Genomic DNA, 24,707 nt, shown 5'->3' with positions numbered 1-24,707 from the left:
GGATCCGGCGCGTAGGGTGAAGGTATGTCGCGCATCATCGTCTTCGGCGGCCACGGCCGCATCGCCCTGCTGCTCGCTCCTCTCCTCGTCGCCCGCGGCGACGAGGTCACGGCGGTCATCCGCAATCCCGACCACGTCGACGACGTCGAGAAGACGGGGGCGACGGCGTCGGTCTCCGACATCGAGCAGCTCGACACCCGCGGACTCGCCGAGATCATCGCCGGACACGACGCGATCGTCTGGTCGGCCGGTGCGGGCGGGGGATCGCCGGAGCGCACGTATGCGGTCGATCGCGATGCCGCGATGCGCACGATAGATGCCGCGGCGGATGCCGGTGTCGGTCGCTACGTCATGGTCTCGTGGATCGGCTCGAAAGCCGACCACGGCATCCCCGAGGACGACTCGTTCTTCCCCTACGCCGACGCGAAGTGGGCCGCAGACAAGCACCTGCGCGGCACCGACCTCGACGGCACGATCCTCGGCCCCGGAACGCTGACCTTCGACGAGCCCACCGGCCGCATCGTGATCGATCCGGAGGGGCGCGGCGAGGTCTCGCGCGCCGATGTCGCTCAGGTCATCGCCGAGTCGATCGGCAACCCCTCGACGTTCGGCCGCACGATCCGCTTCGGCAACGGCGACGCCGACACCGCCGTCCCGATCGGCGACGCCCTCAGCGCCTGAGTCGATGAGGCGGCGTCCGGCGGCGGCGATCAGCGCGGCGGTCATCGTCGCGCTGGGGATGTTGTCGGCACCCGCGGTCGCGGTCGACGCGCCCGCTACTCGCGCATCAGTCCCGCGTGCACCCGCCGCCGCGGACGGCGGAGGGATCGATGCGCGAGCAGCGCAGCTCGTCGAGCGCATGAGCACCGCCGAGCAGGCGGCCAGCGTGGTCATGGGGCACATCCCGACGACCGACCCGACAGCGCTCGCGAGCTACATGCAGCAGGGTTTCGGCGGCTTCATCCTCATGGGTGCGAACGTGCCGGAGAGCAGAGACGTCACGGTCGTCACCGATGCACTCGTCGCCGACGCCGACCCGCCGCCGCTGCTCGCGATCGATCAAGAGGGCGGGATCGTCTCGCGTCTCGGCACGGACACCTACCCGGCGTCGACGTCGCTCAAGACGCAGCCGGTCGCCGCGACGTCTGCCGCATTCGCGGCACGCGCCGCGCTCGTCGCGCGCTCGGGGATCGACGTCAACTTCGGCACCGTCGCCGACGTGCCGGCCGACTCCGCGTCGTTCATCTTCGGTCGCGCGCTGGGCGCGGACCCGCAGAGCGCGGCAGAGCGCGTCGCCGCGGCGACAGCGGCCCAGGAGCCGGTCGTCGCATCCACGCTCAAGCACTTCCCCGGGCACGGTGCCGCGCCGGGCGACTCCCACCACGCGATCCCGTCGACGACCGAGACGCTCGACGAGTGGCGCGCGACCGACGCCGTGCCGTTCGCGGCGGGTGTCGACGCCGGAGCGTCGCTCCTCATGTTCGGTCATCTCGCGTACACCGCTGTCGATGCGGCGCCCGCGTCTCTGTCGCCCGCCTGGCATGAGATCGCGCGAGACGAGCTCGGCTTCGACGGGGTCATCGTCACCGACGACCTCGGGATGCTGTCGTCGTCGGGTATCGCCGCCTACGCCGACCCCGTGGCCAACGCCGTCACGGCCCTCGCGGCCGGGAGCGACCTGCTGCTGATGATCGCGGGCTCGACGCCCGACACAGCCGGTCAGATCGCCGCCGGGATCACCGCGGCGGTCGAGGCGGGCACGGTGCCGGAGGAGCGGCTCGTCGATGCCGCCACGCGGGTCATGGCTCTCCGCCTGCAGCAGGCGACGGCATCGACCGAGTGGACCCTCTGCGCCCAGTGCACGCCCGTCGACTGACGGTCGGTGCGCGGCAGGTCGCAGCGACGGCCGGTCAGACCGCCATCAGGGCATCTGCTCCGAGCCACGATTCGAGCAACCGCGCACGCAGTGCCGCCCCGCGCTCCGCGAACCCCCGCTGACGGCGCACGTACTCGGCCTTCCCCTCGGGCGTCTCGATCGGCACCGGCACGACGCCCCAGGCGCTGAGGTCGTACGGTGCTGCCTCCATGTCGAGCAGGCGGATGTCACGGGCCAGCTCGAACGCATCGAGCAGCAGCTCGCCGGGAACGAGGGGTCCGAGCTTGAGCGCCCACTTGTAGAGGTCCATCCCGGCGTGCAGGCATCCCGGCTGCTCGAACAGCGGTTGGTCGTCGCGCGTCAGGGGCGTGCGATTGCGCGGCACTGCATCGGGGGTGAAGAACCGGAAGGCGTCGAAGTGCGTGCACCGCAGCTCGTGGTTCTCCACGACGAGGTCGGTACCGGCCTGTCCGAGCCGCAGCGGCACCGCATGACGGTGTTCGTCGGCGCGGTAGACCATCGCCCACTCGTGCAGGCCGAAGCACCCGAACTGGCCGGGTCTCGAGGCGGTGCGGCGCAGCATCCGCTCGACGAGTCCGGCGAGCTCGGGTTTCTCCGCTGCGAACCCGGCAGCGTCGGGGACGGCGCCGTCGGGAGTCGTGCCGGGGGAGTACCAGCGCCAGGTGCGCCTCTCGCCGGCATCCTCCAGCTCCACTCCCGCGCCGGGATGCCACCGTCGCAGCTGCGCGGGCTTGTACGAGTAGTAGGTGAAGAGGAAGTCCCAGACCGGGTGGGTCTCGCGGCGCGATGCCCGCGCACGGTGCTCGGCGGTGAGAGCGTCCGCCCGCTCCCGGTGCGCCCGCTCTCGCTCCAGCCAGGTGGTCGGGGACAGACGCATGTCAGTCCAGGATGCCGGCTTCGCCGAGGAGGTCGCGCAGCCCCGCACCGTCCTCTGCGCTGACCCAGGGGGCGACGTCCTCGGAGTGCGGTTCGCGTCCGGCACGGCCGCCGGCCAGCACGGCCTCGGCGGGCAGCAGTCGCCGGATGGCGACACCGCTCACGGAGTCGGGGTGCTCTTCCATGAACTCGGAGTAGATGGCCTCGTCATGCTGGCCGTCGTCGCCGATGAGCAGCCACTTGACGTGCGGGAACTCGGTGGCGAGGCGGCGGAGGTTCGTGAGCTTGTGATCGCGTCCGCTGCGGAACCACCGGTCGTGCGTGGGTCCCCAGTCGGTGAGCAGCATCGACCCGGCGGGGAACAGATGCCTCCCGAGGAACCGGCGGAGCGTCGGAGCGACGTTCCAGGCGCCGGTGGAGAGGTAGATCATGGGAGCGCCCGGATGCTGTCGCAGCAGTTGGTCGAGGAGCACGGCCATGCCGGGGACGGGGATGCGCGCGTGCTCGTCGACGACGAACGAGTTCCAGGCCGCGATGAAGGGACGCGGGAGCGCGGTGACCATGACGGTGTCGTCGACGTCGGAGAGCACGCCGAAGCGCGTCGACTCGGCCACGATGAAGGCCGTGGCCTCGATGGGGTCCTTGCCTTCGACCGAGAAGGTGAAGGTCTGCCAGCCCGGCTCGAGCTCCGCGTGGATCACCGAGTCGATCACGCCTCCCCGATCGGCGACCACGTGGTGCACGGAGTCGCCGATCGTCACGGTGACCTTCGCGAAGCTCACGGGGATCCCGACGAAGCTCCGCCAGCCCCGCACGCTCGCCGGCTCTCCGTCTTCTCCGCGGCGCAGCGGAGGGACGATCAGCACGCGGCCGAGGACACGCACCCAGCCCGGTCCGCCGTACCCGGGGAACGGCAGGACCGTGGCGCTGCGACCGCGACGGCGCGCTCGCCCCTCACGCCACACGTGGAAGCGGTGTTCGAGGCGCGCGAACCAGTGGATCCGGGGCGCCAGGGGTGCGGAAGCCATTGCTTCAGTCTTTCACGTCCGCAGTATTCTGCGCGTCCCCGTCCGGCGTCTCGATGTGACGGGACTCGAGACGGCCGAGCAGCCGCTTGCCCAGGAAGATCAGCACCAGGAAGGCCGCGATGATGCCGACGAAGACGTAGCCGGCGAAGTGCACGCGGTCGACCAGCTCGCGGAAGCTGCCGGCGGCGAGGGAGGTGATGCTGACATAGGCCGCCGCCCAGAGCAGGCAGGCGGGCGCCGTCCACGCGAGGAAGCGTCGGTACGAGTAGTGGCTCATGCCGACCGTCAGGGGGACGAGCGAGTGGAGGACGGGCAGGAAGCGCGAGAGGAAGATCGCGATGCCGCCGCGGCGGGCGAGGTAGTTCTCGGCTCGCACCCAGTTCTTCTCACCCACGCGTTGGCCGATCCAGGACTGACGGATGCGGGGACCCAGCCAGCGACCCAGCCAGAAGCCGATGCTCTCGCCGATGAGAGCTCCGATCACGACGGCGATCACCATGGCGATCGCCTCCCAGACGCTCGTCACGCCCATGGACGCGATGATGACGATCGTGTCGCCGGGGACGATGAGACCGACGAGGATGCTCGTCTCGAGCATGACGGCCACCCCGGCGATGAGCGTGCGAGTGACCGGATCGATCGACTGGATCACATCGAACAGCCAGAGGAGGAGGTCGTCCACCCTCCGAGACTACGGGAGCGCTCGCCGCCTAGGCTGTGAACGTGCCCGAGCGACTGACCAGCCGCCTCCTCGGTCGTGCGGTGGAGCCCGAAGCGGTGTTCCTCGCTCTCGAGGAGCGTCATGCGGACGTCTTCTGGCTGGATGCCGGGCCGGCGGCAGCCGAGGGGTGGAGCTACATCGGCACGGGTGAGCGCGCCTCGCTCCCCGGCGACGTGCGGCTCGACGTGGACATGACGCGAGACACGCACGAGCCGCCGTTCCGCAGCGGCTGGGTCGGCTGGTACGACTACGAGAGCGGAGCAGGTGCCGCCGGAGCTCCCGTCGCCGCGCACGGCTCAGACGAAGGGGATGCCTGGCTGCGCGTGACCCGCCTGCTCGCCGTGCGCCACGACGACGGGGCGGCCTGGGTCCTCGCGCAGGATGACCTGGATGAGTGGGAGGCGTTCGTCGCCGCCGCGTCGAACTCGGTGATCCGCCCCGTCGCCGCGCCGAGACGGCGCTCCGCTCTCGCACGCCACAGCCCGGGCGAGTACGTGGCAGCCATCGAACGCTGCCGAGACCTCATCCGGGCGGGCATCGCCTATCAGCTCTGCCTCACCACGCGCTTCACCGTGAAGGGAGTGGACGATCCTGTCGATGTCTACCGCAGACTGCGCACCGCGACGCCCGCACACCACGGCGGGTTCCTCCGTGTCGGGCAGAGGTCGCTGCTGAGCGCCAGCCCCGAGCAGTTCCTCCAGGCGCGCGGCGGAGTCATCCGCACCCGACCGATCAAGGGCACGCGTCCCCGGGGTGCTGATCCGACGACGGATGCCGCGCTCGCCGCAGAGCTCGCCGCCGACGAGAAGGAGCGCGCCGAGAACGTCATGATCGTCGACCTCATGCGCAACGACCTGTCGCAGGTGTGCGTGCCTGGCACCATCCGCGTGGACGCGCTGTGGGCGGTCGAGACCTACCCCGCCGTGCACCAGCTCGTGAGCACAGTCAGCGGCACGGCGGCATCCGGCGCCGACGTCTCGGCGCTCTTCGCCGCAGCGGCGCCCGCCGGCAGCATGACCGGTGCTCCGAAGCTCTCGGCGATGACGAGACTGTACGAGCTCGAGGGCGGTCCGCGCGGCATCTACGCAGGATGCTTCGGGTTCGTCGGCGACGACGGCGCCCTGGATCTCGCGATGGTGATCCGCAGCATTGTCGTCGACGGAGAGGAGGCGGTCGTCGGGGCCGGGGGAGGGATCACGTGGCGGTCGGTCGCGGCATCCGAGGTCGCGGAGGTCGCGACGAAGGCCACCGCACCGCTCGCAGCCCTGGGGGCGGATACGCCCGTGGCCTGGGCTTCCGATATCCTGAACTGATCCCTTCTTCCCTTCAGATTGGTCGTGCGTTCGTTGTCTGAGAACCTGTCCACCTCTCCCGTCGCCGAGGAGTCCGTCTCGGCGCACGACATCCAGGCCAAGTGGCAGAAGTACTGGGCGGAGAACGGCACGTTCCTCACGGGTGGCGACGACGACACACGGCCCCGCCGCTACGTGCTGGCGATGTTCCCGTACCCGTCCGGCGATCTGCACATGGGGCACGCCGAGAACTACCTGTACTCCGACATCGTCGCGCGCTTCTGGCGGCACCGTGGACACAACGTCATGAACCCGATCGGATGGGATTCGTTCGGCCTCCCCGCCGAGAACGCCGCCATCCGCCAGGGCGCCGACCCGCGCGAGTGGACCTACCAGAACATCGCCCAGCAAAAGGTCGGCTTCGAGCAGTACGGCGTCTCGTTCGACTGGAGCCGGGTGCTGCACACCTCCGACCCGGAGTACTACCGCTGGAACCAGTGGCTGTTCCTGAAGCTGTACGAGCGCGGTCTGGCCTATCGCAAGAAGAGCCCGGTGAACTGGTGCCCGAACGACCAGACAGTGCTCGCGAACGAGCAGGTCATCGACGGGCGCTGCGATCGCTGCGGCGCCGAGGTCGTCAAGAAGAAGCTGACGCAGTGGTACTTCCGCATCACGGACTACGCCGACCGTCTGCTCGACGACCTGAACCAGCTCGAGGGGCGCTGGCCGCACAAGGTGCTGCAGATGCAGCGCAACTGGATCGGACGGTCGGTCGGCGCAGACGTCGACTTCCGCATCGAGGGACGCGACGAGCCGGTCACCGTGTTCTCGACCCGCCCTGACACGCTGCACGGCGCGACGTTCTTCGTGGTGGCCCCCGACGGCGACCTGGCCGCAGAGCTGGCCGCCGAGGCTCCGGATGACGTGCGCGAGCGCTTCCAGAACTACCTCGCCGACGTGCAGAAGACCACCGACATCGACCGCCAGTCGACGGACCGCCCGAAGACCGGCGTCTTCCTGGAGCGCTACGCGATCAACCCGGTGAACGGGGAGAAGCTGCCCATCTGGGCCGCCGACTACGTGCTGGCCGACTACGGTCACGGTGCGGTCATGGCCGTGCCGGCGCACGACCAGCGCGACCTCGACTTCGCGCGCGCCTTCGACCTGCCGGTCAAGGTCGTCGTCGACACGACGGCGCCCATCACGGGCGCCATGCAGGTGATCGAGGTCGACGACGAGGGCGTGCCGATCGACGCGGAAGCGGCGCTCGACGAGCAGAACCCGGCCTCCACCGGGGTCGCGCTCACCGGCGAGGGGCGCATGATCAACTCCGGGTCCCTCAACGGGCTCTCGAAGCGCAACGCGATCGCGCGGGCCATCGAGCAGCTCGAGGCGTCGGGCACCGGTCGTGCCGCGAAGAACTACCGCCTGCGCGATTGGCTGATCTCACGACAGCGGTTCTGGGGTACCCCGATCCCCATGCTGCATGCCGAGGACGGTAGCATCGTCCCGGTGCAGGAGGACAAGCTGCCGGTGACGCTGCCGAGTGTCGAGGGCCTCGACCTGAAGCCGAAGGGCACGTCACCGCTGGGCGGAGCCGAGAGCTGGGTGCGCACCATCGACCCCGTCTCGGGCGACCCGATGCTGCGCGACCCCGACACGATGGACACGTTCGTCGACAGCTCGTGGTACTTCCTGCGCTTCCTGTCGCCGAACAGCGACACCGAGGCGTTCGACCCCGCCCTGGCGTCGCGCTGGGCACCCGTCGACTCGTACATCGGCGGTGTCGAGCACGCGATCCTGCACCTGCTGTACGCGCGCTTCATCACGAAGGTGCTGTTCGACATGGGGCTCATCGACTTCACCGAGCCGTTCTCGAACCTCATCAACCAGGGCATGGTGCTCCTCGACGGGCAGAAGATGTCGAAGAGCAAGGGCAACCTGGTGCTGTTCCAGGAGGAGCTCGACGCACACGGAGCGGATGCTCTGCGGGTGGGCCTCGCTTTCGCGGGCCCGGTGGAAGACGACAAGGACTGGGCCGACGTCTCGACGACCGGTGCTCAGAAGTTCCTCTCGCGTGCTCTGCGCATCGCGCACGAGGTCTCGAGCGATGTCGACGTCGTGTTCGACGGCGGCACCGCCACGCTCCGCCGTGCGACGCACAAGCTCCTCTCGGAGGCTCCCGGCCTCGTCGAGCAGACGAAGTTCAACGTGCTGGTCGCGCGTCTCATGGAACTCGTCAACGTCACTCGCAAGACGATCGACACGAGCGCGACCGGCGCTGCCGACCCGGCGGTGCGCGAGGCGGCGGAGACGGTCGCGGTGATGCTCGACCTCATCGCTCCGCACACCGCGGAGGAGATGTGGGAGGCACTCGGTCACGAGCCGTCGGTGGGTCTGGTGACCTGGCGATCCGCTGACCCGGTGCTCCTCGTCGAGGACTCGGTGACCGCTGTCGTGCAGGTCGGCGGCAAGGTGCGCGCGCAGCTCGAGGTTCCCGCCCGCATCGGGGAGGCCGAGCTCGAGGCACTCGCGCGCGCCGACGAGCGGGTGATCCGGTCGATCGGCGATCGCGAGATCGTGAAGGTCGTCGTGCGCGCCCCGAAGATCGTGAGCATCGTCGTCAAGTGACGTCGAGCGGCGGTCCGAGACCGCTCCTGCACATCTCGCAGACGCCGTGAGTTCTGCACGGCGAGGGTCTTCGCGTCGTTCGGACGTCGGCGTGCGCGCTTAGGGTGGCGGGGTGGCAGAGTCCCCATCTCCACCGCGGCAGCGCCGTCTGCGTCTGAGCGTCGGTGCGGCCGTCGTGGTCGCCCTCGTCGTGCTGTCGGTGGCCGTCGGTCTGGGGCTGCTCCGCGGGCAGGCGGCGCCGACCGAGTCGATCCCGATGTCGACCGACGATCCGGCCGTGTCCGCGTCGGGAGAGCTCTACGTGCACGTGCTCGGCGCGGTCGAGCAGCCCGGTCTGTACGTGCTCGATCTCGATGCACGGCTCGTGGATGCTGTCGCCGCCGCCGGCGGGACGACGGACGAGGCCGACCTCGCCGGCGTGAACCTCGCCCGCGCGGTCACCGACGGCGAGCAGATCGTCGTCCCGGTGATCGGCGCCGGTGCAGGCGCGCCGGGAACGGCAGCGCCGGGCGACGATCGGATCGACCTGAACACCGCCGATCAGGCGGCACTCGAGACACTGCCCCGCATCGGGCCTGCGCTCGCGGAGCGGATCTTGGCGTGGCGGGAGGAGAACGGACGGTTCCAATCCGTCGACGATCTCCTGGCCGTGCCGGGAATCGGAGAGAAGCTCCTCGCCGGCATCCGCGACGGAGTCAGGGTGTGACGGGCGCGAGTACGAAGTCTCCGGTCTCGCCGGGGTTGACCGCGACCTCCCAGCGGAACCCGTCCGGGTCGGAGAAGTACCCCGAGTAGCCGCCCCACTCGCGCTCGCGAGCCGCGCTCACGGGCGCTCCGAGTGCGCGCACCTCTTCGAGGACTGCGTCGACCTCGGCGGGCGTGGCGAGATTGTGGGCGAGGGTGATCGGGGCGATGCCGGATGCCGGTGCCTCGCCGATCTCCGCGGTGAACCCCTCGACCGACCAGAGCGACAGGATCAGCCGATCGGCGACCGGCAGCATCAGCACATCGTCGCCGGCGAAGATCGGTTCCCAGCCCAATCCGTCCACGTAGAAGGCCCTGCTGCGGCCCAGATCGGCGACGGCGAGGGTGATGAAGCTGACGCGCTGTTCCATGGGGCGAGTCTCGCACACGCCGCGGCGGGCGCGGGTGCGGCGGGTCATCGAGCGAGTACATGCCAGACGATGCTCGGCCACCCATTCGCGAGGACGTGCGCCGTGACGATCGCGGTGAAGTTGCGGAATCGCATCCAGATCACTCCCATCAGGAGCCCGAAGCTCCCCTGCACCACGATCACGGACGCCGTGTCGAAGAGGAGGTCGCCTGTCGCATGGCTGCCCAGATGCATGAGGGCGAATGCTGCGGTTGCGATGGTGGTTCCCGCCCAGGGGCTGAGAAGCGCCTCCAGTCGAGTCTGCAGGAGGCGACGGTAGAAGAGCTCCTCACCGAAGCCCGCAGTGACCGCCGTGGCGGTCGCGGCGATCAGCAGGGTAGTGGCGTCGACTCCGCTGTAGTCGGGTGAGGAATCGACCATGCTGCGGAGGATGGCCCATACGGCGATCGCAATCGCCGGGGCCCACCATCGCCAGGCCGCGCGTTCGGCGCTGACGGCGACGGATCCCCGGACGAGGAACACGGCGATCAGCGGCACCACGATGAGCAGAGCCGCCTTGGCCAGGATGTAGTCCTCGCCGCTCACCCCCGACGCGGCGACGGCGGGGAAGAGCAACGCCGATGCGCCGAGGGTCATGACCAACACCACGAGTCTGCTCCGGTTGACCGGGTGAGCCGAGAGGCGCGGTCGCCGGTGAGAGAGCGCCAGAACGATCGAGATGCCGACCAGGGCAGGGCCGATCGCCCACAGCAGCGGAACTGTCGGTGCACCCTCGTCCCGAGAGAGTGTCACCCCATCTGGCCGCCCGATCACCAACAGCGCCAACGAGGCGCAGGCGACGGCCGCTCCTGCAATCACCACCATCCGCGAGAGTCGTGTGCTGGTGCGAGGCCGTGAACCCATGGGCCTAAATTAGCACGTACGTGCTAACAAGATCGATTTCGACGCAGCCGGGAGTGCTCAGCGGGATGCGGTGGCGGCTCGGACCGTCCGCTCGACGTGCCTACGGACCCACCCGTCGTCGAACGGTCGTGTACGGAGGAGCCAGCGGTGCAGGATCGGTCCGAAGAACAGCTCGGCGATCTCGTCGGGCTCATCGACGCCTGCGGCAGCGAGGCGTCGGGCGACGGCGTCCCGCTGGATATCGAAGAGCGACTCACGGTACTGCGCGGCGAGCGCCTCGTCGTCCTGCAGTTGAGCGGTCACGGCGCGCAGCAGCGTTTCCTGGGTGCGGTCGGTGAGTTCCGCGACCATGGCCGACGCGATCGTGTGCAAATCGGCCGTGAGGTCTCCGGTGTCGGGGAGCGTGACGACACCGTTCTCGTCCAGGCTTCGAGCCAGCAGGGCATCGAACAGGATCCCGCCTGTCGATGACCACGAGCGGTACAGCGTCTGCTTGCTGACTCCGGCGCGCGCGGCGATCGCCTCCATCGTGATGGATCGGATGCGGCCCTCGCGAGCGAGTGCGAGCACCGCTTCATGGACCTTCGTACGCGTGCGGGGGCGAGCCATGGTCCCAGCCTGCCGGCAGAACGAGACGCTGCGTCCAGTTCCGGCCAAGCTGACGCCATGACGACGAACCAGCGATGGATGATCACCGGAGGCAGTCGAGGCCTCGGACGAGCACTGACCCTGGGCGCCCTGGATGCGGGACATGCGGTCGTGGCCACGGCGAGAACGGGCCACTCGCTGCCGCACCACGAGCGGCTGAGCGTGCTCGAGCTCGACGTGCGAGATCGACGGAGCGTGCGGGATGCGGTGGATGCCGCCGCCTCCCGCCTCGGAGGTCTCGATGTGGTCGTCAACAACGCGGGTGTGGGGCTGATCGGCGCGACCGAGGAGATGTCCGAAGAGGACACGCGCTTGCTCGTCGACACCAACCTGCTCGGGCCGCTGTGGCTGAGCCAGGCCGCGATCCCGATCATGCGCGCCCAGGGCGCCGGACACATCGTGCAGATCTCGTCGGTCGGCGCGGTGGGCACGATGCCGACGCTCGGCCTGTACAACGCGACGAAATGGGGACTGGAGGCCTTCAGCGCAGCGATGGCGGCCGAGGTCCGGAGGTTCGGCATCCGAGTCTCCCTCATCGAGCCGGGCGCGCTCGACACGGATTGGGCGGGTTCGAGCATGCGATTCGCCGCGCCGATGCCCGAGAACGACGACCTGCGGACCGAGCTCTTCGGCACGGCGGAGGTGCCGTGGCCCGCGGCAGGGCCGACCGGTGGGACCTCGCCGGAGGACGCGGCTGCCGCCATCCTCGTGTGGGTGCAGGATCCCCGCGACGATCGACTCCGTGTGCTCGTCGGAGACGACGCGCCGTCGCAGGTGCGGGCAGCGCTGGATCTTCGATACGAGGACTACTCTCACGATCCGCGCTTCGCGGGTCGCTGATGCTTCGTCATGCGACGCGGCGTCGAGACCGAGCCCTGATCGAGCGAGTTGTGTGACGATCGGAGGATGAGCGCCAACTCTCTGATGCCGCAGATCGGCGACCTCGACGTGGACGCCGAGGTCGTGCGCACCGAAGGACGCCCGCTCGATTCTCTTCTCGAGACACTCGGCATCGAGCTCGAAGACAGCCCTCCTCGCCTCGACCTCCCTGCGGACGGATGGAGAGTGCTGGACCGGAGAGACTCCGGCGAGATGACGCTCGGTGCCCCGACCGCGCCATCCGCGCTCGCCTGGCGCGTGATACACGTCAGCGCAGAGCCGCGGGATCGGGTGCTCGCGCGGGGGCGGGTCCACCCGGACGAGTTCCCGCTTCGGCGAAGCAGGTCGGAGCGGGCTGAGGGCCTGGGACTCCGCTGAGCGCCGCTCAGCGGAGAGGAGGCGAGCGACGGCGTCTTCGTGATCGACATCGTGAACGCAGGCGAGGCCAGGTGGCGTCCGGACGGTGACCCGTTCTTCGTCGCCGGCCATGTCGCGCGCCCTGGTGCGAGACCGGCGAGTATGGGTTTCGGATACTTCGCCGGGCAGCACCCCGCCGTGCCGCTGGATCCTGGCGAGTACGCGAGAGTGCAGGTCTCGATCAGCCATTCGCAGTGGGCCTCGCTCGAAAGCGGGCGCTACGAACTGCACGCCGTGCTCGCGGGACTGCCCGTCAGGACGGCCGAGCCTCTGGGGTTCACTCTGACTCCGCAGCAGATCGACCGACGCGCCTCCCGACTCCGTTCACGGCGTCGGACTCCGGCAGACGAAGTGAGGGCCGCGCGGGACAGCCACTCTCACCAGGCAGCACTTCTCAGCGGTGCAGCGAAACTCGAAGAGGTCGCCCGTGCGGTGCTCGACGCAGCCGACACCGATGAAGCCGTAGCTGCGATAGCGCGACTCCTCGATCGTGACGAATCGGCAGGACGGGTCATCGTGCACAGTCCGCTCGCGCAGTTCACAGCGGGATCGGTGCGCGACATGCGGACGCACATCGCCCACATCGAGAAGGAGCTCGATTCCTTGGACGGGTGAGCCGAATCCCGTCGGGACCCGGGGTCAGGAAGGAAGGCCGCGGGGACGACGTCCGGTGGCGTCGGTCAGGTGACGGCAGATCCGAACGTCTCCTGCACAGGTGCGAGGGCTCGGCGGCTTTCCCCTGTTCGTGTGCTCGTGGTCAGCCGGGGCGTCGGCTGGCTTCTAGGTTGTTCGGATGGTTGTTCAGACGGAGGTCGCACGTAGGCATCTGGGGCGAGGCCCGGGTGCGAGGCGTGACCTTCGTCTGCTCCCGGTCGCGGGTGGGGCGTGGGGTGTGGCGCTCGTGTGCGTGTTCGCGCCGGAGGCGTCGGGGTGGTGGATGGGAGGGTGTGCGGCGGCCGCGTTCCTGACCGGTGTTGTGATCGTTGTCGGTCGCCGTCGGGCTGCGACGCTGGGAGGGCTGATGATCGTCGTGCTGGCAGTCGGCGCATCCGTCGCGTTCACGGTGATGACGGAGTCGGTGCATCGTGACGCGGTACGGGAGTGGGACAGCCGGGTCGTCGAGGCGGTGGGGGAGGTCGCGTCGTCTGCATCGGTGGGGCGGGACGGACGGTTGTGGGTGGACGTGCAGCTGCGGGGGATCGGGCCGCCAGGACAGGTGCGTGCTGTGTCCGCTCCGGTGCGGGTCGGGATCGACCCGGTCGACGGGTTCGACCTCGGGGCGATCGTGCGGGTCACCGCCGAGAGCGCGGTGACGGATGCGGGGGAGCGCGCGGCGCTCGTGCTGTTCGCGAGCGCGGCGTCTGTGGAACGGGAGGCATCGGGCGTGTTCGCCGCGGCGGCGGGCTTGCGTCACGCGTTCATCGAGCGTTCGACGCGTCTTCCTGAACCGGGCGCCGGTCTGCTCCCCGGTCTCGCCGTGGGAGATACGCGCGCTGTCGCTGCGGAGCTCGACGCGGCGATGCGCACGAGCGGGCTGAGCCACCTCACCGCCGTGAGCGGAGCGAACTGCGCCGTCGTCGTCGGGGCGGTGTTCTGGTTGGCGTCGCTGTGCGGAGCAGGGCGGGGGCTTCGCATCGTGCTCGCGGCACTCGGGCTGGCGGGATTCGTGGTCCTGGTCACCCCGGAACCGAGCGTGATCCGTGCGGGTGTCATGGCGGGGGTCGCCATGACGTCGATCCTGATCGGTCGCCCCAGCGCCGGAGCGGGGATGCTGGCGCTCAGCGCTACCGGCATCCTCATCGCCGATCCCTGGCTGGCGTCCACGCCCGGCTTCGCGCTCTCGGTGGTCGCGTCCGGTGCGCTCATCCTGCTCGCACCGGTCCTGTCTCGAGGGCTCGCGCGATGGATGCCGCAGCCGTTGGCGCTCGCGATCGGTGTGCCGCTTGCGGCTCAGCTGGCCTGCGGGCCGATCATCGCCCTGTTCGCCGAGCAGCAGTCCCTCGTCGGTCTCGCGGCGAATCTGCTCGCCGCGCCGGCCGCGCCCGTCGCCACGGTGATCGGCCTGCTCGCGTGCCTCTGCGCCCCGGTGCCGCTGCTCGCCGACCTGCTCGCTGCATCGGCCTGGCTCCCGGCGTCGTGGATCGCTGCGACCGCGGACGCGACGTCGCGACTGCCGTTCGCCGTGGTGGCGGTGCCTCCGGGCGTCTTCAGCGCCGCTGCGGTCGCGACACTCAGCGCCTGCGTCGGCGTCGTCATCGCGGGGGAGAGCGTGCGGGTGCGTGGGGTCCGCACCGCAGCATCCCTCGTGCTGGCCGCCGGAGCGGCACTGGCATGCGCCCATGCGTTGCTCTCCGGTCCGCTCGCCCGCATGACGACCCCGACAGCATGGTCCATCGCCGCGTGCGATGTCGGACAAGGTGACGCGGTGCTCGTCCGCTCCCAGGAGCAGGTCGCGCTGATCGACACAGGACCGGACCCCGAGTCCCTCGCGGCGTGCGTGCGCGCCCTCGGCATCGATCGTGTGGACCTGCTCGTGCTCACGCACTTCGACATCGACCACGTCGGGGGAGTCGAGGCCGTGCAGGGGATGGTGGGCACGGTCGTGCACGGGCCCCTCGGAGAACCCGCGGACCGACGGACGCTCGACAGGCTGCGCAGCGGCGGTGCGGCGGTCGTGCAGGGTGTCGCGGGGATGCGGGGCGACCTCGGGGCAGCGGACTGGCAGGTGCTGTGGCCCGAGCGCGAGTCGCGCGCCTACCCTCCTGGCAATGACATGAGCGTCGTCGTCGAGATCGGCGGTGCGGAGGTGCCGCGTTCGCTGTTCCTCGGCGATCTGTCCGCCCAGCCGCAGGGCATGTTGCTGCACTCGGGTCGCCTGCGCGGCGATTACGACCTCGTCAAGGTCGCCCACCACGGCAGCGCCGATCAGGATCCTGCGCTCTACGAGCAGGCGGATGCCGCAGCTCTGATCTTCAGTGCCGGGCTCGGGAACGACTACGGCCATCCCCGCGCCGAGGCGCTCGCCCTGGCGTCCGCGAACGGCGCACGAGCCCTGCGCACCGACCTCGAAGGACGCGTCCTCGTGGGCCTCGACGACGGCGCCTTGGAAGTGTGGACGGAAAGGCCACCACCGTGATCGATGGCGCGGAGTCGGTGAGCGGCCGCATGTCGGTGGGCCCCGGGTAGGCTGAAACCATGGCTGCTGCGCGTACTCCTTCTCGAGGCGCGGCGGCGTCGGCCAAGATCCCGCAGGTGTCGTGGCGTGATCCACGACCGGCTCCCATCGTGCTCGTCTCCGGACCCGAAGAGGTCTGCGCGGAGCGCGCGATCGCGGGCGTGCGCGACTACCTGCGCGCCGAGGATCCCGCGCTCGAAGTCACAGACGTCCGCGCCGACGACTACGCGCCGGGAACCCTCCTGTCGCTCACATCACCGTCGCTGTTCGGCGAGCCCCGTCTGGTGCGCGTCGCCGGCGTGGAGAAGTGCACCGACGCGTTCATCCAGGAGGCCGTGTCGTACCTCGACCACCCGCAGGAGGGGGCGACGGTCGTCCTGCGCCACACCGGCGCGAGCGTGCGCGGCAAGAAGCTGCTCGATGCCATCAGGGCGGGCACCGGGGAGGGCATCGAGATCGCCTGCCCCGCCGTCAAACGTGACGGCGACCGGGTCGATTTCGCGGCGGGCGAGTTCAAGGCGGCGAAGAAGCGCATCGCCCCGCCGGCACTGCGCGCCCTCGTCTCGGCGTTCGCCGACGACCTCACCGAGCTCGCCGCGGCCTGCCAGCAGCTGATCGGCGACGTCGAAGGCGATATCACCGAAGAGGTCGTCACCAAGTACTACGGCGGACGCGTCGAGGTCTCGGCCTTCGTCGTCGCCGACACCGCGATCGCCGGACGGTACGGCGAGGCACTCGTCGCCCTGCGCCATGCCCTGGCCTCGGGCGCAGACCCGGTGCCCATGGTCGCGGCGTTCGCCATGAAGCTGCGCACCATGGCGCGCGTCGCAGGAAACCGCGAGCCCAGCCGTCAACTCGCCCAGCGACTGGGCATGAAGGACTGGCAGGTCGACCGCGCCCGCCGCGACCTCGCGGGATGGAACGAGTATTCGCTCGGGATCGCCATTCAGGCGACCGCACGGGCGGATGCCGAGGTCAAGGGTGCGGCACGCGACCCGATCTTCGCCCTGGAACGCATGCTGACCGTCATCGCCACGCGACGCCCCTTCGGAGAGGAATCATGAGACTGCTGCTCATCCGCCACGGACAGACGCCGAGCAACGTGATCGGCGCGCTCGACACCGGGCGTCCGGGGCCCGGCCTCACCCGGCTCGGCCATGCCCAGGCATCCGCGATCCCGGCGGCTCTGACCGGTGAGCGCGTCGACGCGATCTACGCCTCGCCGCTGGTCCGCACGCAGCTCACCGCCACCCCGCTCGCCGAGGATCGCGGGCTGGAGATCGAGATCGTCGAGGGCCTGGAGGAGATCTCGGCCGGCCGGTGGGAGATGCACAGCGACCGCGAGGCGATCGAAGGCTACGTGAACGCCGCCCGACGGTGGCTCACCGGTGAGCTCGACGTCGCGATCGAGGGCGGAGAGAGCGGCACGGATTTCCTCGCACGCTACGACTCGGCGATCGCCCACGTCGCATCGCGGAACGTCGGCGGAGCAGCCGTCGTCGTCAGCCACGGCGCCGCGATCCGTGTCTGGGCGGCTGCGAGGCTCCACGGCATCGATCTCGACGACGCGGTGCACTGGCGTCTCTACAACACGGGCATGTGCGTGCTCGACGGAGATCCGGAATCGGGATGGCGTCTCGTCTCCTGGCGGCAGGAGCCGCTCGGCGGTCTCGACCTCGAAGACCCGTCTGCCCTCGATGTCCCGGCCGAGCCGGTGGGGGAGCCGGGCGAACCGGTGGAGACGCCGGCCGGCTGACGGCCGTCACGACCCCGCTGACCCCGCGCGCACGACGCGCAGACGAGAAAGGGCCCGTCTCGACGAGACGGGCCCTTTCTCAGTGGTCGATGCTCAGAGAGCCGAGACCTGCTTGGCGATGGCCGACTTGCGGTTCGCAGCCTGGTTCTGGTGGATGACACCCTTGCTGACGGCCTTGTCGAGCTTGCGGGTCGCCGTCTTGACAGCGGCCTCGGCGGCAGCCTTGTCGCCCGAGGCGATGGCGGTGCGGGCGGCGCGGATGTGCGTCTTCAGCTCGCTCTTGACGGCCTTGTTGCGCTCGTGCGCCTTCTCGTTGGTCTTGTTGCGCTTGATCTGCGACTTGATGTTTGCCACGTGTGGACGCTTTCTGTACGGAGGTTGTTCGGAATGCCGGCAGAAGAAGAGGGCTTCCGCACGGCGGTCGTGAGGGAAGAACCCACACGCAAGCCAAGAGTCGAGTCTACCAGCAGTCGAGCCGTTCCCCCTAAACGGGTGAACGCGGGTGCACAATCGAGCTTATCCGCCGTCGACCGGCATCACGCCGGACCCCCGTGCTCGACGACGCCGTCAGGAGCGATATGAACATGGCACCGACCTCCGGCATCCGCGCGATCGGCGAGCGAGGCGACGCATGAGCGACCGCGCGCGGATCGGAGCCCGCTGGATCAGTCTGTTCACCGTCGCCTGGCTGGCGATCTGGATGGTGCAGCTCACTCCGGTGCAGCTCCTGCTGCCGCTGCAGCTCGATACGCCCGAGGACGACTGGATACGCGGGGTCGTCTCGTCGGGATTCGTCCTGGGGCTCGGCGGTCTGGCGGGCATCGTCGCGGGTCCGGTCGCCGGGGCGCTCTCCGACCGCGCCGGTGCCGGACGTCGCCGGCGTCGACCGTGGGCCCTCGGGGGAGCGCTGCTGACCGCAGCAGCCCTCGTGGTCACCGGCTTCGCCGAGGGGCCCTGGGCCGTCGGTCTGTCGTGGGTGGGCGTCTCGGTAGGCATCGCGGTCGCCTCGGCCGCCTTCACCGCGCTGATCGCCGACCAGCTTCCCGAGACGCAGCGGGGCACGGCATCCGCCGCCGTCGGGTCCAGTCAGGCGGTGGGTATCGTCCTGGGCGTCGGGGTGGTCGTGCTCCTGGGGCTCGGCGTCCGCGACGGATATCTGCTGTTGGCGGCGATCATCGCCGTCGCGGGTTCGGCTGCTGCGGTGCTGCTCCCTGACCCGCCGGCAGCGGCTCGGGTGGTGGCGGTGCAACGGCGGGGGCCGCTGCTCTCCTCGCTCCGCGACCGTGATTTCACCTGGATGCTGTCTGGCCGGCTCGTCACCAACGTCGGGAACGCGCTCGGCACCGCCCTTTTCCTCTTCTTCCTTCTCCACAGTCTGCACCAGGACACGGCGACCGCCCAGGACAACCTGCTTCTGCTCATCGTCGTCTACACGGTGTTCGTCGTGCTCGCGGCGGTGGTCACCGGCATCCTTTCCGACCGCACCGGGAACCGCCGCACGCTCACCGTCGCCGCGACGCTCGTGCAGGCGACGTCCGGCGTCGTGATCGCCATCGTCCCCACGTTCGAGGCGACGATGGTGGCTGCGGCACTCATGGGCGTCGGATACGGGGCGTTCTCGACCGTCGGCCTCGCGTTCGCCGCCGACCTGCTGCCCGACGAGAAGGACCACGCCCGCGATCTCGGCATCGTCACGGTCACCGCCGCGCTCGGACAGCTGATCGGACCGGTGCTCGGGGCGGGGCTCGTCGCTCTGGTCGGCGGATTCTGGCTCGTCTTCACCGCCGCGGCGGTGTTCTCCCTGGCGGGAGGTGTGCTCACGGCTCGAGCGCGTCGTCCGCAGTCGAGTCGGACTGCTCGGCGTCGACCGTCGCGATCGCCAGACGCAGCACCGCGTTGAACACCCGGGGACGCATCGCGGTCACGAGGTGCGTCGTGCGGGGGACCACGATGAGCTCGGCGTGCGGAGCCAACCGCTGGAAGAGGGCTTCGTTGACGCGCAGCTGGTCGTACTGGCCGTTGACGAACCACAGCGGAACGCGGATCCGCTGGACCGCGGTGGCCAGGTCGAGGGCTGCGAGATTGCTCAGCGCGATGTCCTGCGTGTCGAGGGCGTACCCCCCGGCGGCGAAGTCGGCGCGCGTGTCGACGGGGATCGTGGCGTCGAGGATGCGCTGGGTGATCCACATGCCCCGGTCGGGCAGTCGATCGACGGCGCGAGCGATCATCCGGTACGCGCGCAGTCCCGCACCCCGGGGGAGCGCTGTGCAGGATGCCGCGACCAGCGCGGCCACCGGCGGCTTCTCCGCACCGCCGACGTAGGCGAGGCAGAGCAGACCGCCCATCGAATGGCCGACGAGTAGCACCGGTCCGCGTGAGGCGGCATCGCGCACAGCCGCGTCGATCGTGTGCAGCGCCTCGTGCAGAGTGAAGTCCTCCGCCATCCGGGTGCCATGGCCGGGCAGATCCACCGCGACCGCGGGGATGCCGGCTTCGTTGAGATACGCGAGCTGCGAGCGCCACATGGTCGCGGACGTGCGGATGCCGTGCACGAGAACGATCTGCACGGTCACCGTCTCAGCATAGAGAAAGCGGGGCCGGTGGATACCCACCGGCCCCGCTCATGCAGTCAGGAACTGCTTACTTCTCCCAGCCGACGTTCTCGACCGGCTGGACTCCGAAGAGGTCCAGACCCACGTAGGGCTCCGGTGTGAGGTTGGCGAGGCCCTTCTTGACCGTGTAGATCGAGGGACCGTTGTAGAGCGGGATGACGCCCCAGGTCTCCTTGATGATCTCGGGCTCGAGCTTCATCGTGGCGGCGGTCCAGTCCTCGGCGGTGGTCTGCGACTCGACCTGGTCCTTGATCTTCTCGTCGATCTCGGGCGTACCGGTACCGGAGAGGTTCAGGCTGCTGTCCGAGCAGTAGAGCTGGCAGAAGTACAGCGGACCGAACGGGTCGGAGTCCGTGAAGCGCAGGGAGAACGCATCCCAGTTCTTCGTGCTGAAGTCGGTCGAGAAGTCAGCGGGTGCACGCTTCTCGATCTGCAGGTCGATGCCCACGGCCTTCTGCTGCTGCTGCAGCGCCTTCGCGAGCGCCTCCTGCGTGGGGTCGTCGCTGTGCACCGGGAAGACGATAGAGAGCTTCTCGCCGTCCTTCTCGCGGATGCCGTCTTCGCCCTCGGTCCAGCCTGCTTCGTCGAGGAGCTTCTTGGCGCCGTCGACGTCGAACTTCAGGCCCGCCTCGCCGAACGAGTCGGCGTAGCCGTCCTGGAAGTCGTACAGGTTCAGCGAGCCGGCCTTGGCCTCTTCGTAGCCGAGGCCGTTCCACGCGATCTGCTTCTGCTGGTCGATGTCGATCGCCATGAAGAACGCCTCGCGGACCTTCGGGTCCTGCAGCTGCGGCTTCTCAGCGTCGACGATCACGATCGTCTTGGCGGTCTGCTGCGAGCGGTAGGTGACGACGTCCTCCATGTCGGCGACCTGGGCCAGGCGGTCCTTGGTGTTCGTGCCGACCATGTCGATCTCGCCGTTCTTGAAGGCGTTGATCGATGCGGCTGCGTCGAGGCCGGTGAAGGTCACCTTGTCGAGGAGGGGAGCGTTGCCCCACCACTTCTCGTTCGGCTCGAACGTGACGGTCTGGCCGTTCACGTCGTAGTCGGTCAGCTTGTACGGACCGGCGCCCCACTCGGGGTGCGGGTTCTCGATGTACGCGGTGTTGAAGACCTCGGCCGAGTTCACGTTCGGGTTGAGGATGCCGTTGAGGAACGGCATCTTCGGCCAGGCGAACTCGCCCTTGAACGTGACGATGACGTCCTTCTCGGTCTCGCCCTTCGTGACCGACTCGATCTCCTTGTAGCCGTCGGTGGAGCTGGCCTCATAGGCCTCGTCCTCGCCGCTGTTGGCCTTCCACGTGGTCTCGAAGGCCCGGTAGTCGATCGGGGTCCCGTCGTTGTAGACGGCCTTCTCGTTGACCTTCATCGTGATGACGGTCTTGCCGTCCTTCTCGCTGATGTCCCACTCGTCGAGGTAGGCGGGGTTGGCCGAGACGTTCCCTTCGGGGTCCATCAGGAACACCTGGGGGTTGTACCAGGAGCTGAGACGCTGCGTGTCGGCGCTTCCGTTGCCGTTGAAGGGGTTCATCTGCGGGGTGACCTCGTTGATGCCGAAGTGGACCTCGCCCCCTTCCTGCAGGTTCTCGCGGGGCTGCGGGTTGTAGTCCGCGGCCTTCGTCTCCTGAGGCTCGTTGCCTCCGTCGGTTCCGCTGTTGCCGTTGCCCGCCGCACATCCGCTGATCACGAGTGCGAGGGCGCCGCTGAGGGCGATGACGCCCGTCAGCTTCGTGGTGCCTTTCATGGTGCTCCTTTCGCCTTTCGGCGTTTCCATAAGGGGGAGGTTAGTTCGCTGAGGTCCAGAACACCCCGGTTGTGGACCGATATCGCCATACCGTTATCGGACCTTAACCGGCGGTGTCGGTGTACGCAGTCCCCGGCCCGGTCAGGAGGCGACGGGCTGATTCGCGAGCGAGCTCGGGTCGAACACGATGCGCTGTCGGCCGCGCTCGATGTCGGGGTCCGGGACGGGGATCGCCGACAGCAGAGCCTTCGTGTAGGGGTGCTGCGGGTTGTCGAACACGTCGTCGACATCGCCGTGCTCGACGAACTCGCCGAGGTACATGACCGCCACGCGATCGGCGATGTGACGGACCACCGAGAGGTCGTGCGCCACGAAGAGGTACGAGAGTCCGAGCTTGACCTTCAGCTCGTCCAGCAGGTTGATCACACCCGCCTGGATCGACACGTCCAGTGCCGACACCGGCTCGTCGAGCACGACGATCTTCGGGTTGGTCGACAGCGCCCTGGCGATTCCGATGCGCTGACGCTGACCGCCCGAGAACGCGCCGGGGAACCGATCGAGGTGCGCCGGGTTGAGCCCGACGAGGTCCATCAGCTCCTGCACGCGACGCTGGGCGTCCGCGCGCGAGACACCGATCGCGATCATCGGCTCGGCGATGATGTCGCTCACGGTCATGCGCGGGTCCAGTGCTCCCATGGGGTCCTGGAACACGATCTGGATGTCGCGGCGGAGCGCGCGCTCCTGGCGGCCGTTGCGGATGTCGCCGACGCTGGTGCCGGCGATGACGATGTCGCCCTCGTCCTGCTTCGCGAAGTCCATGATCTGCAGCAGGGTCGTCGTCTTGCCCGAGCCGGACTCACCGACGATCGCCATCGTCTCGCCCTCGCGCACGTCGAAGCTGATGCCCTTGACCGCGTGCACCTCGCCGACCTTGCGCTTGAACACGGCGCCCTTGAGCAGGGGGAACGACTTGGTCATGTTCTTGACCTCGAGCGTCACAGGGCGCTGCTCGCGCGGAGTGCGGGTCAGCGCGCTCTCCGGGACCTCGTGCACGGGGTAGACGGGCAGGCCGCCGAGCATGCCCCCGTCCTCGATCTCGCCGGACCGGATGCACGCCGCGCTGTGCGCTGCGTCGGTCCCGGTCGAGACCGGGAGGAGTTCGGGCTCGCTGGCCCGGCACGCGTCCATGACGATCGGGCAGCGGTCGGCGAACGGGCAGGCGTCCGGCAGGTCGATGAGCAGGGGCGGGTTGCCCTTGATCGGCACCAGCGGCTGCTTCTCCGACTTGTCCACGCGCGGGATCGCGCCGAGCAGGCCGATCGAGTAGGGCATCCGTGTCCGGTGGAAGAGCTCACGCGCTTCGGCATGCTCGACCGGCTTGCCGGCGTACATCACGATGACGTCGTCGGCGGTCCGTGCGACGACACCCATGTCGTGGGTGATCATGATGACGGCCGCGCCCGTCTCGTCCTGAGCCTTCTCGATGAGATCGAGGATCTGGGCCTGGATCGTCACGTCGAGCGCGGTCGTCGGCTCGTCGCAGATGATGAGCTTCGGGTTGTTCGCCATCGCGATGGCGATGACCACGCGCTGACGCATTCCGCCCGAGAACTCGTGAGGGAAGGACTTCATGCGCTTCTCGGGCTCGGGGATCCCGACGAGCGAGAGCAACTCGACCGACCGCTCCCAGGACTCGCGCTTCGAGAGGTTGCGGTGCACGGTCAGGGCTTCGACGAGTTGATCGCCGATCGTGAACACGGGAGTGAGCGAGGTGAGCGGATCTTGGAAGACCATCGTCATGCCGTTGCCGCGGATCACCGACATCTGCTTGTCGGTCTTGCCCAGGAGCTCCTGGCCGTCGAACACGATCGATCCGGTGACCTTCGCGTTGTCGTCGAGGAGCCCCATGATCGCGAGCGAGGTGACCGACTTGCCGGAGCCGGACTCGCCGACGATGCCGAGGGTCTTGCCGGCCTCGAGATCGAAGGAGACGCCGCGCACGGCGTCGACCCGGCCCGCTTCCGACGGGAAGCTGACGCGCAGATCGCGGACGGAGAGGACGGTGGTGGGGGAGATGGTGGTGCTCATGCGCGGCCTCCCGCCGCAGAAGTGGGATCGAGCGCGTCGCGCAGGCCGTCGGCGACGAGCGCCATGGAGACGGTCAGCAGGGTGAGCGCAGCCGCGGGGAAGTAGAACACCCACGGGGCGCTCGTGATCGTGTTGGCACCGCTTCCGATGAGCGATCCCAACGACACGTCGGGGATCTTCACGCCGAAGCCGATGAACGAGAGACCCGTCTCCGTGATCACCGCCGCGACGACGCCGAGGGTGAAGTTGATCACCAGCAGCGATCCGATGTTGGGCAGCAGGTGACGGAGGACGATCTTCATCCCGCGCACCCCCATGTATCGCGCTGCGTGGACGTACTCGCGCTCGCGGAGCGAGAGGGCCATCGTCCAGATGACACGAGCCTGGAAGAACCAGCCGATGAAGATCAGGGCGAGGGAGATGACCCGCCAATCCCCGCCGGCGCTGTTCGAGACGAGCGCGAGGATGAGGAAGGTCGGGATGACCATGAGGAAGTGGATGATCAGCAGGGTCGTCCGCTCGACGAATCCGCCGAAGTAGGCCGCGGCTGTTCCGACGATCGCGGAGATCGCGGTCGTTCCCACCGAGACGGTCACAGCGATCATGAGCGAGCGCTGCAGGCCGATCGAGACCTGCGTGAAGAGGTCGTTACCAGCCGGAGTGGTCCCGAACCAGTGCTCGCCAGACGGCGGGGTGCCGAGATTGAGGAAGTCCAGGAAGATGTGGTCGTATCGCGCGACCAGCGGGCCGATGATCGAGAAGAGTACCAGCGCGATGAAGATGAAGACGCCGAAGACGGCCGGCTTGTTGCGCATGAAGCGCCGGTAGTACAGCCCGAACACCGACATGCGCTTGCGCTGCACGACCTCGGGTGCCGGGGTCTCGGCCTCAGCGGTGTGGAGAGTGGGGTCGATCATTTCGGTGCTCAT

23 protein-coding genes are annotated in these 24,707 nt (G+C 68.9%); 12 read left to right on the top strand and 11 right to left on the bottom strand.

Annotated elements, in window-relative coordinates:
- The first annotated feature begins 24 nt into the window (after positions 1-24).
- Positions 25-681 (top strand): SDR family oxidoreductase, encoded by a 657-nt coding sequence (locus RAC69_RS03085; protein WP_375085025.1) that lies wholly within the window; start codon positions 25-27, stop codon positions 679-681.
- Positions 682-685: 4 nt separating this feature from the next.
- Positions 686-1,876 carry a glycoside hydrolase family 3 N-terminal domain-containing protein gene (locus RAC69_RS03080; protein WP_375085024.1) on the top strand — a complete coding sequence of 397 codons (1,191 nt, stop codon included), beginning with the start codon at positions 686-688 and terminating at the stop codon, positions 1,874-1,876.
- A 34-nt stretch (positions 1,877-1,910) separates the two neighbouring features.
- Here RAC69_RS03080 and RAC69_RS03075 read toward each other — a convergent pair whose 3' ends face one another.
- The 3 genes from RAC69_RS03075 to RAC69_RS03065 are packed head-to-tail and all read right to left on the bottom strand — an operon-like array spanning position 1,911 to position 4,483.
- A complete protein-coding gene (locus RAC69_RS03075) occupies positions 1,911-2,774 on the bottom strand; it encodes a 3-methyladenine DNA glycosylase (protein ID WP_375085023.1) in 864 nt (287 codons plus the stop codon).
- A gap of 1 nt (position 2,775) precedes the next feature.
- Positions 2,776-3,801: an App1 family protein gene (locus tag RAC69_RS03070; RefSeq protein ID WP_375085022.1), complete on the bottom strand. Its 1,026-nt coding sequence runs from the start codon at positions 3,799-3,801 to the stop codon at positions 2,776-2,778.
- 4 nt (positions 3,802-3,805) lie between these two features.
- On the bottom strand, positions 3,806-4,483 hold the full coding sequence (locus tag RAC69_RS03065; protein ID WP_375085021.1) for a DedA family protein: 678 nt from the start codon (positions 4,481-4,483) through the stop codon (positions 3,806-3,808).
- 41 nt (positions 4,484-4,524) lie between these two features.
- Here RAC69_RS03065 and RAC69_RS03060 point away from each other — a divergent pair, with 41 nt between their 5' ends.
- The 3 genes from RAC69_RS03060 (at position 4,525) to RAC69_RS03050 (ending at position 9,151) form a co-directional block, all read left to right on the top strand.
- Positions 4,525-5,835 carry an anthranilate synthase component I family protein gene (locus RAC69_RS03060; protein ID WP_375085020.1) on the top strand — a complete coding sequence of 437 codons (1,311 nt, stop codon included), beginning with the start codon at positions 4,525-4,527 and terminating at the stop codon, positions 5,833-5,835.
- Positions 5,836-5,868: 33 nt separating this feature from the next.
- Positions 5,869-8,445, top strand: coding sequence for a leucine--tRNA ligase (gene leuS, locus RAC69_RS03055; RefSeq protein WP_375085018.1), 2,577 nt, complete (start codon positions 5,869-5,871; stop codon positions 8,443-8,445).
- 112 nt (positions 8,446-8,557) lie between these two features.
- A complete protein-coding gene (locus RAC69_RS03050) occupies positions 8,558-9,151 on the top strand; it encodes a helix-hairpin-helix domain-containing protein (protein WP_375085016.1) in 594 nt (197 codons plus the stop codon).
- On the opposite strand, the gene RAC69_RS03045 is transcribed toward RAC69_RS03050, so the two are convergent.
- From RAC69_RS03045 to RAC69_RS03035, 3 genes are all read right to left on the bottom strand, one after another.
- Positions 9,141-9,560, bottom strand: coding sequence for a VOC family protein (locus RAC69_RS03045; RefSeq protein WP_341934188.1), 420 nt, complete (start codon positions 9,558-9,560; stop codon positions 9,141-9,143). The two genes, RAC69_RS03050 and RAC69_RS03045, sit on opposite strands and share 11 nt — an antisense overlap.
- A 44-nt stretch (positions 9,561-9,604) precedes the next feature.
- The gene (locus tag RAC69_RS03040; RefSeq protein WP_375085013.1) at positions 9,605-10,195 is read right to left on the bottom strand and encodes a lysostaphin resistance A-like protein; all 591 of its coding nucleotides are present in this window, start codon (positions 10,193-10,195) and stop codon (positions 9,605-9,607) included.
- 324 nt (positions 10,196-10,519) lie between these two features.
- A complete protein-coding gene (locus tag RAC69_RS03035) occupies positions 10,520-11,071 on the bottom strand; it encodes a TetR/AcrR family transcriptional regulator C-terminal ligand-binding domain-containing protein (RefSeq protein ID WP_375085012.1) in 552 nt (183 codons plus the stop codon).
- 57 nt (positions 11,072-11,128) lie between these two features.
- Between RAC69_RS03035 and RAC69_RS03030 the strand changes: the two genes are divergently transcribed.
- From RAC69_RS03030 to RAC69_RS03005, 6 genes are all read left to right on the top strand, one after another.
- The gene (locus RAC69_RS03030; RefSeq protein ID WP_375085010.1) at positions 11,129-11,950 is read left to right on the top strand and encodes an SDR family NAD(P)-dependent oxidoreductase; all 822 of its coding nucleotides are present in this window, start codon (positions 11,129-11,131) and stop codon (positions 11,948-11,950) included.
- A 66-nt stretch (positions 11,951-12,016) separates the two neighbouring features.
- On the top strand, positions 12,017-12,367 hold the full coding sequence (locus tag RAC69_RS03025; RefSeq protein WP_375085009.1) for a hypothetical protein: 351 nt from the start codon (positions 12,017-12,019) through the stop codon (positions 12,365-12,367).
- Between the two features lie 39 nt (positions 12,368-12,406).
- A complete protein-coding gene (locus RAC69_RS03020) occupies positions 12,407-13,021 on the top strand; it encodes a hypothetical protein (RefSeq protein ID WP_375085008.1) in 615 nt (204 codons plus the stop codon).
- A 406-nt stretch (positions 13,022-13,427) separates the two neighbouring features.
- The gene (locus tag RAC69_RS03015) at positions 13,428-15,542 is read left to right on the top strand and encodes a ComEC/Rec2 family competence protein (RefSeq protein ID WP_375085006.1); all 2,115 of its coding nucleotides are present in this window, start codon (positions 13,428-13,430) and stop codon (positions 15,540-15,542) included.
- Positions 15,543-15,601: 59 nt separating this feature from the next.
- Positions 15,602-16,645 carry a DNA polymerase III subunit delta gene (holA, locus tag RAC69_RS03010; RefSeq protein WP_375085004.1) on the top strand — a complete coding sequence of 348 codons (1,044 nt, stop codon included), beginning with the start codon at positions 15,602-15,604 and terminating at the stop codon, positions 16,643-16,645.
- Entirely contained in the window at positions 16,642-17,337 is a 696-nt protein-coding gene (locus RAC69_RS03005) for a histidine phosphatase family protein (protein ID WP_375085003.1), read from the top strand. Before holA ends, RAC69_RS03005 begins: the two co-directional genes overlap by 4 nt.
- Positions 17,338-17,430: 93 nt before the next feature.
- On the opposite strand, the gene rpsT is transcribed toward RAC69_RS03005, so the two are convergent.
- Positions 17,431-17,691 carry a 30S ribosomal protein S20 gene (rpsT, locus tag RAC69_RS03000; protein ID WP_341934196.1) on the bottom strand — a complete coding sequence of 87 codons (261 nt, stop codon included), beginning with the start codon at positions 17,689-17,691 and terminating at the stop codon, positions 17,431-17,433.
- A gap of 277 nt (positions 17,692-17,968) precedes the next feature.
- Between rpsT and RAC69_RS02995 the strand changes: the two genes are divergently transcribed.
- Positions 17,969-19,237: a nitrate/nitrite transporter gene (locus RAC69_RS02995; protein WP_375085002.1), complete on the top strand. Its 1,269-nt coding sequence runs from the start codon at positions 17,969-17,971 to the stop codon at positions 19,235-19,237.
- Here RAC69_RS02995 and RAC69_RS02990 read toward each other — a convergent pair.
- The 4 genes from RAC69_RS02990 to RAC69_RS02975 form a co-directional block, all read right to left on the bottom strand.
- Positions 19,155-19,910, bottom strand: a complete 756-nt coding sequence (locus RAC69_RS02990) for an alpha/beta fold hydrolase (RefSeq protein ID WP_375085001.1) — start codon at positions 19,908-19,910, stop codon at positions 19,155-19,157. The genes RAC69_RS02995 and RAC69_RS02990 overlap by 83 nt on opposite strands.
- 67 nt (positions 19,911-19,977) lie before the next feature.
- Positions 19,978-21,690, bottom strand: a complete 1,713-nt coding sequence (locus tag RAC69_RS02985) for an ABC transporter family substrate-binding protein (protein WP_375085000.1) — start codon at positions 21,688-21,690, stop codon at positions 19,978-19,980.
- 141 nt (positions 21,691-21,831) lie between these two features.
- On the bottom strand, positions 21,832-23,778 hold the full coding sequence (locus RAC69_RS02980; protein ID WP_375084998.1) for a dipeptide ABC transporter ATP-binding protein: 1,947 nt from the start codon (positions 23,776-23,778) through the stop codon (positions 21,832-21,834).
- Positions 23,775-24,707: an ABC transporter permease gene (locus RAC69_RS02975; protein ID WP_375084996.1), complete on the bottom strand. Its 933-nt coding sequence runs from the start codon at positions 24,705-24,707 to the stop codon at positions 23,775-23,777. The genes RAC69_RS02980 and RAC69_RS02975 overlap by 4 nt, the downstream gene beginning before the upstream one ends.

It is taken from the genome of Microbacterium sp. LS_15 (assembly GCF_041954735.1).
In the GTDB taxonomy this organism is placed as follows: Bacteria; Actinomycetota; Actinomycetes; order Actinomycetales; family Microbacteriaceae; genus Microbacterium.
Note: the sequence above shows the minus strand (reverse complement) of the source record. Positions and strands in the feature narration are given on the sequence as shown.

Coding starts and splice junctions, on each gene's coding strand:
- RAC69_RS03035 (WP_375085012.1), bottom strand. CDS start 11,071: ATGGCTCGCCCCCGCACGCGTACGAAGGTCCATGAAGCGGTGCTCGCA.
- RAC69_RS02995 (WP_375085002.1), top strand. CDS start 17,969: ATGAGCGACCGCGCGCGGATCGGAGCCCGCTGGATCAGTCTGTTCACC.
- RAC69_RS03005 (WP_375085003.1), top strand. CDS start 16,642: ATGAGACTGCTGCTCATCCGCCACGGACAGACGCCGAGCAACGTGATC.
- RAC69_RS02985 (WP_375085000.1), bottom strand. CDS start 21,690: ATGAAAGGCACCACGAAGCTGACGGGCGTCATCGCCCTCAGCGGCGCC.
- RAC69_RS03070 (WP_375085022.1), bottom strand. CDS start 3,801: ATGGCTTCCGCACCCCTGGCGCCCCGGATCCACTGGTTCGCGCGCCTC.
- RAC69_RS03085 (WP_375085025.1), top strand. CDS start 25: ATGTCGCGCATCATCGTCTTCGGCGGCCACGGCCGCATCGCCCTGCTG.
- RAC69_RS03045 (WP_341934188.1), bottom strand. CDS start 9,560: ATGGAACAGCGCGTCAGCTTCATCACCCTCGCCGTCGCCGATCTGGGC.
- RAC69_RS03015 (WP_375085006.1), top strand. CDS start 13,428: ATGATCGTCGTGCTGGCAGTCGGCGCATCCGTCGCGTTCACGGTGATG.
- RAC69_RS02975 (WP_375084996.1), bottom strand. CDS start 24,707: ATGAGCACCGAAATGATCGACCCCACTCTCCACACCGCTGAGGCCGAG.
- holA (WP_375085004.1), top strand. CDS start 15,602: ATGGCTGCTGCGCGTACTCCTTCTCGAGGCGCGGCGGCGTCGGCCAAG.
- RAC69_RS03080 (WP_375085024.1), top strand. CDS start 686: ATGAGGCGGCGTCCGGCGGCGGCGATCAGCGCGGCGGTCATCGTCGCG.
- RAC69_RS03075 (WP_375085023.1), bottom strand. CDS start 2,774: ATGCGTCTGTCCCCGACCACCTGGCTGGAGCGAGAGCGGGCGCACCGG.
- RAC69_RS03025 (WP_375085009.1), top strand. CDS start 12,017: ATGAGCGCCAACTCTCTGATGCCGCAGATCGGCGACCTCGACGTGGAC.
- RAC69_RS03030 (WP_375085010.1), top strand. CDS start 11,129: ATGACGACGAACCAGCGATGGATGATCACCGGAGGCAGTCGAGGCCTC.
- RAC69_RS03040 (WP_375085013.1), bottom strand. CDS start 10,195: ATGACCCTCGGCGCATCGGCGTTGCTCTTCCCCGCCGTCGCCGCGTCG.
- RAC69_RS02980 (WP_375084998.1), bottom strand. CDS start 23,778: ATGAGCACCACCATCTCCCCCACCACCGTCCTCTCCGTCCGCGATCTG.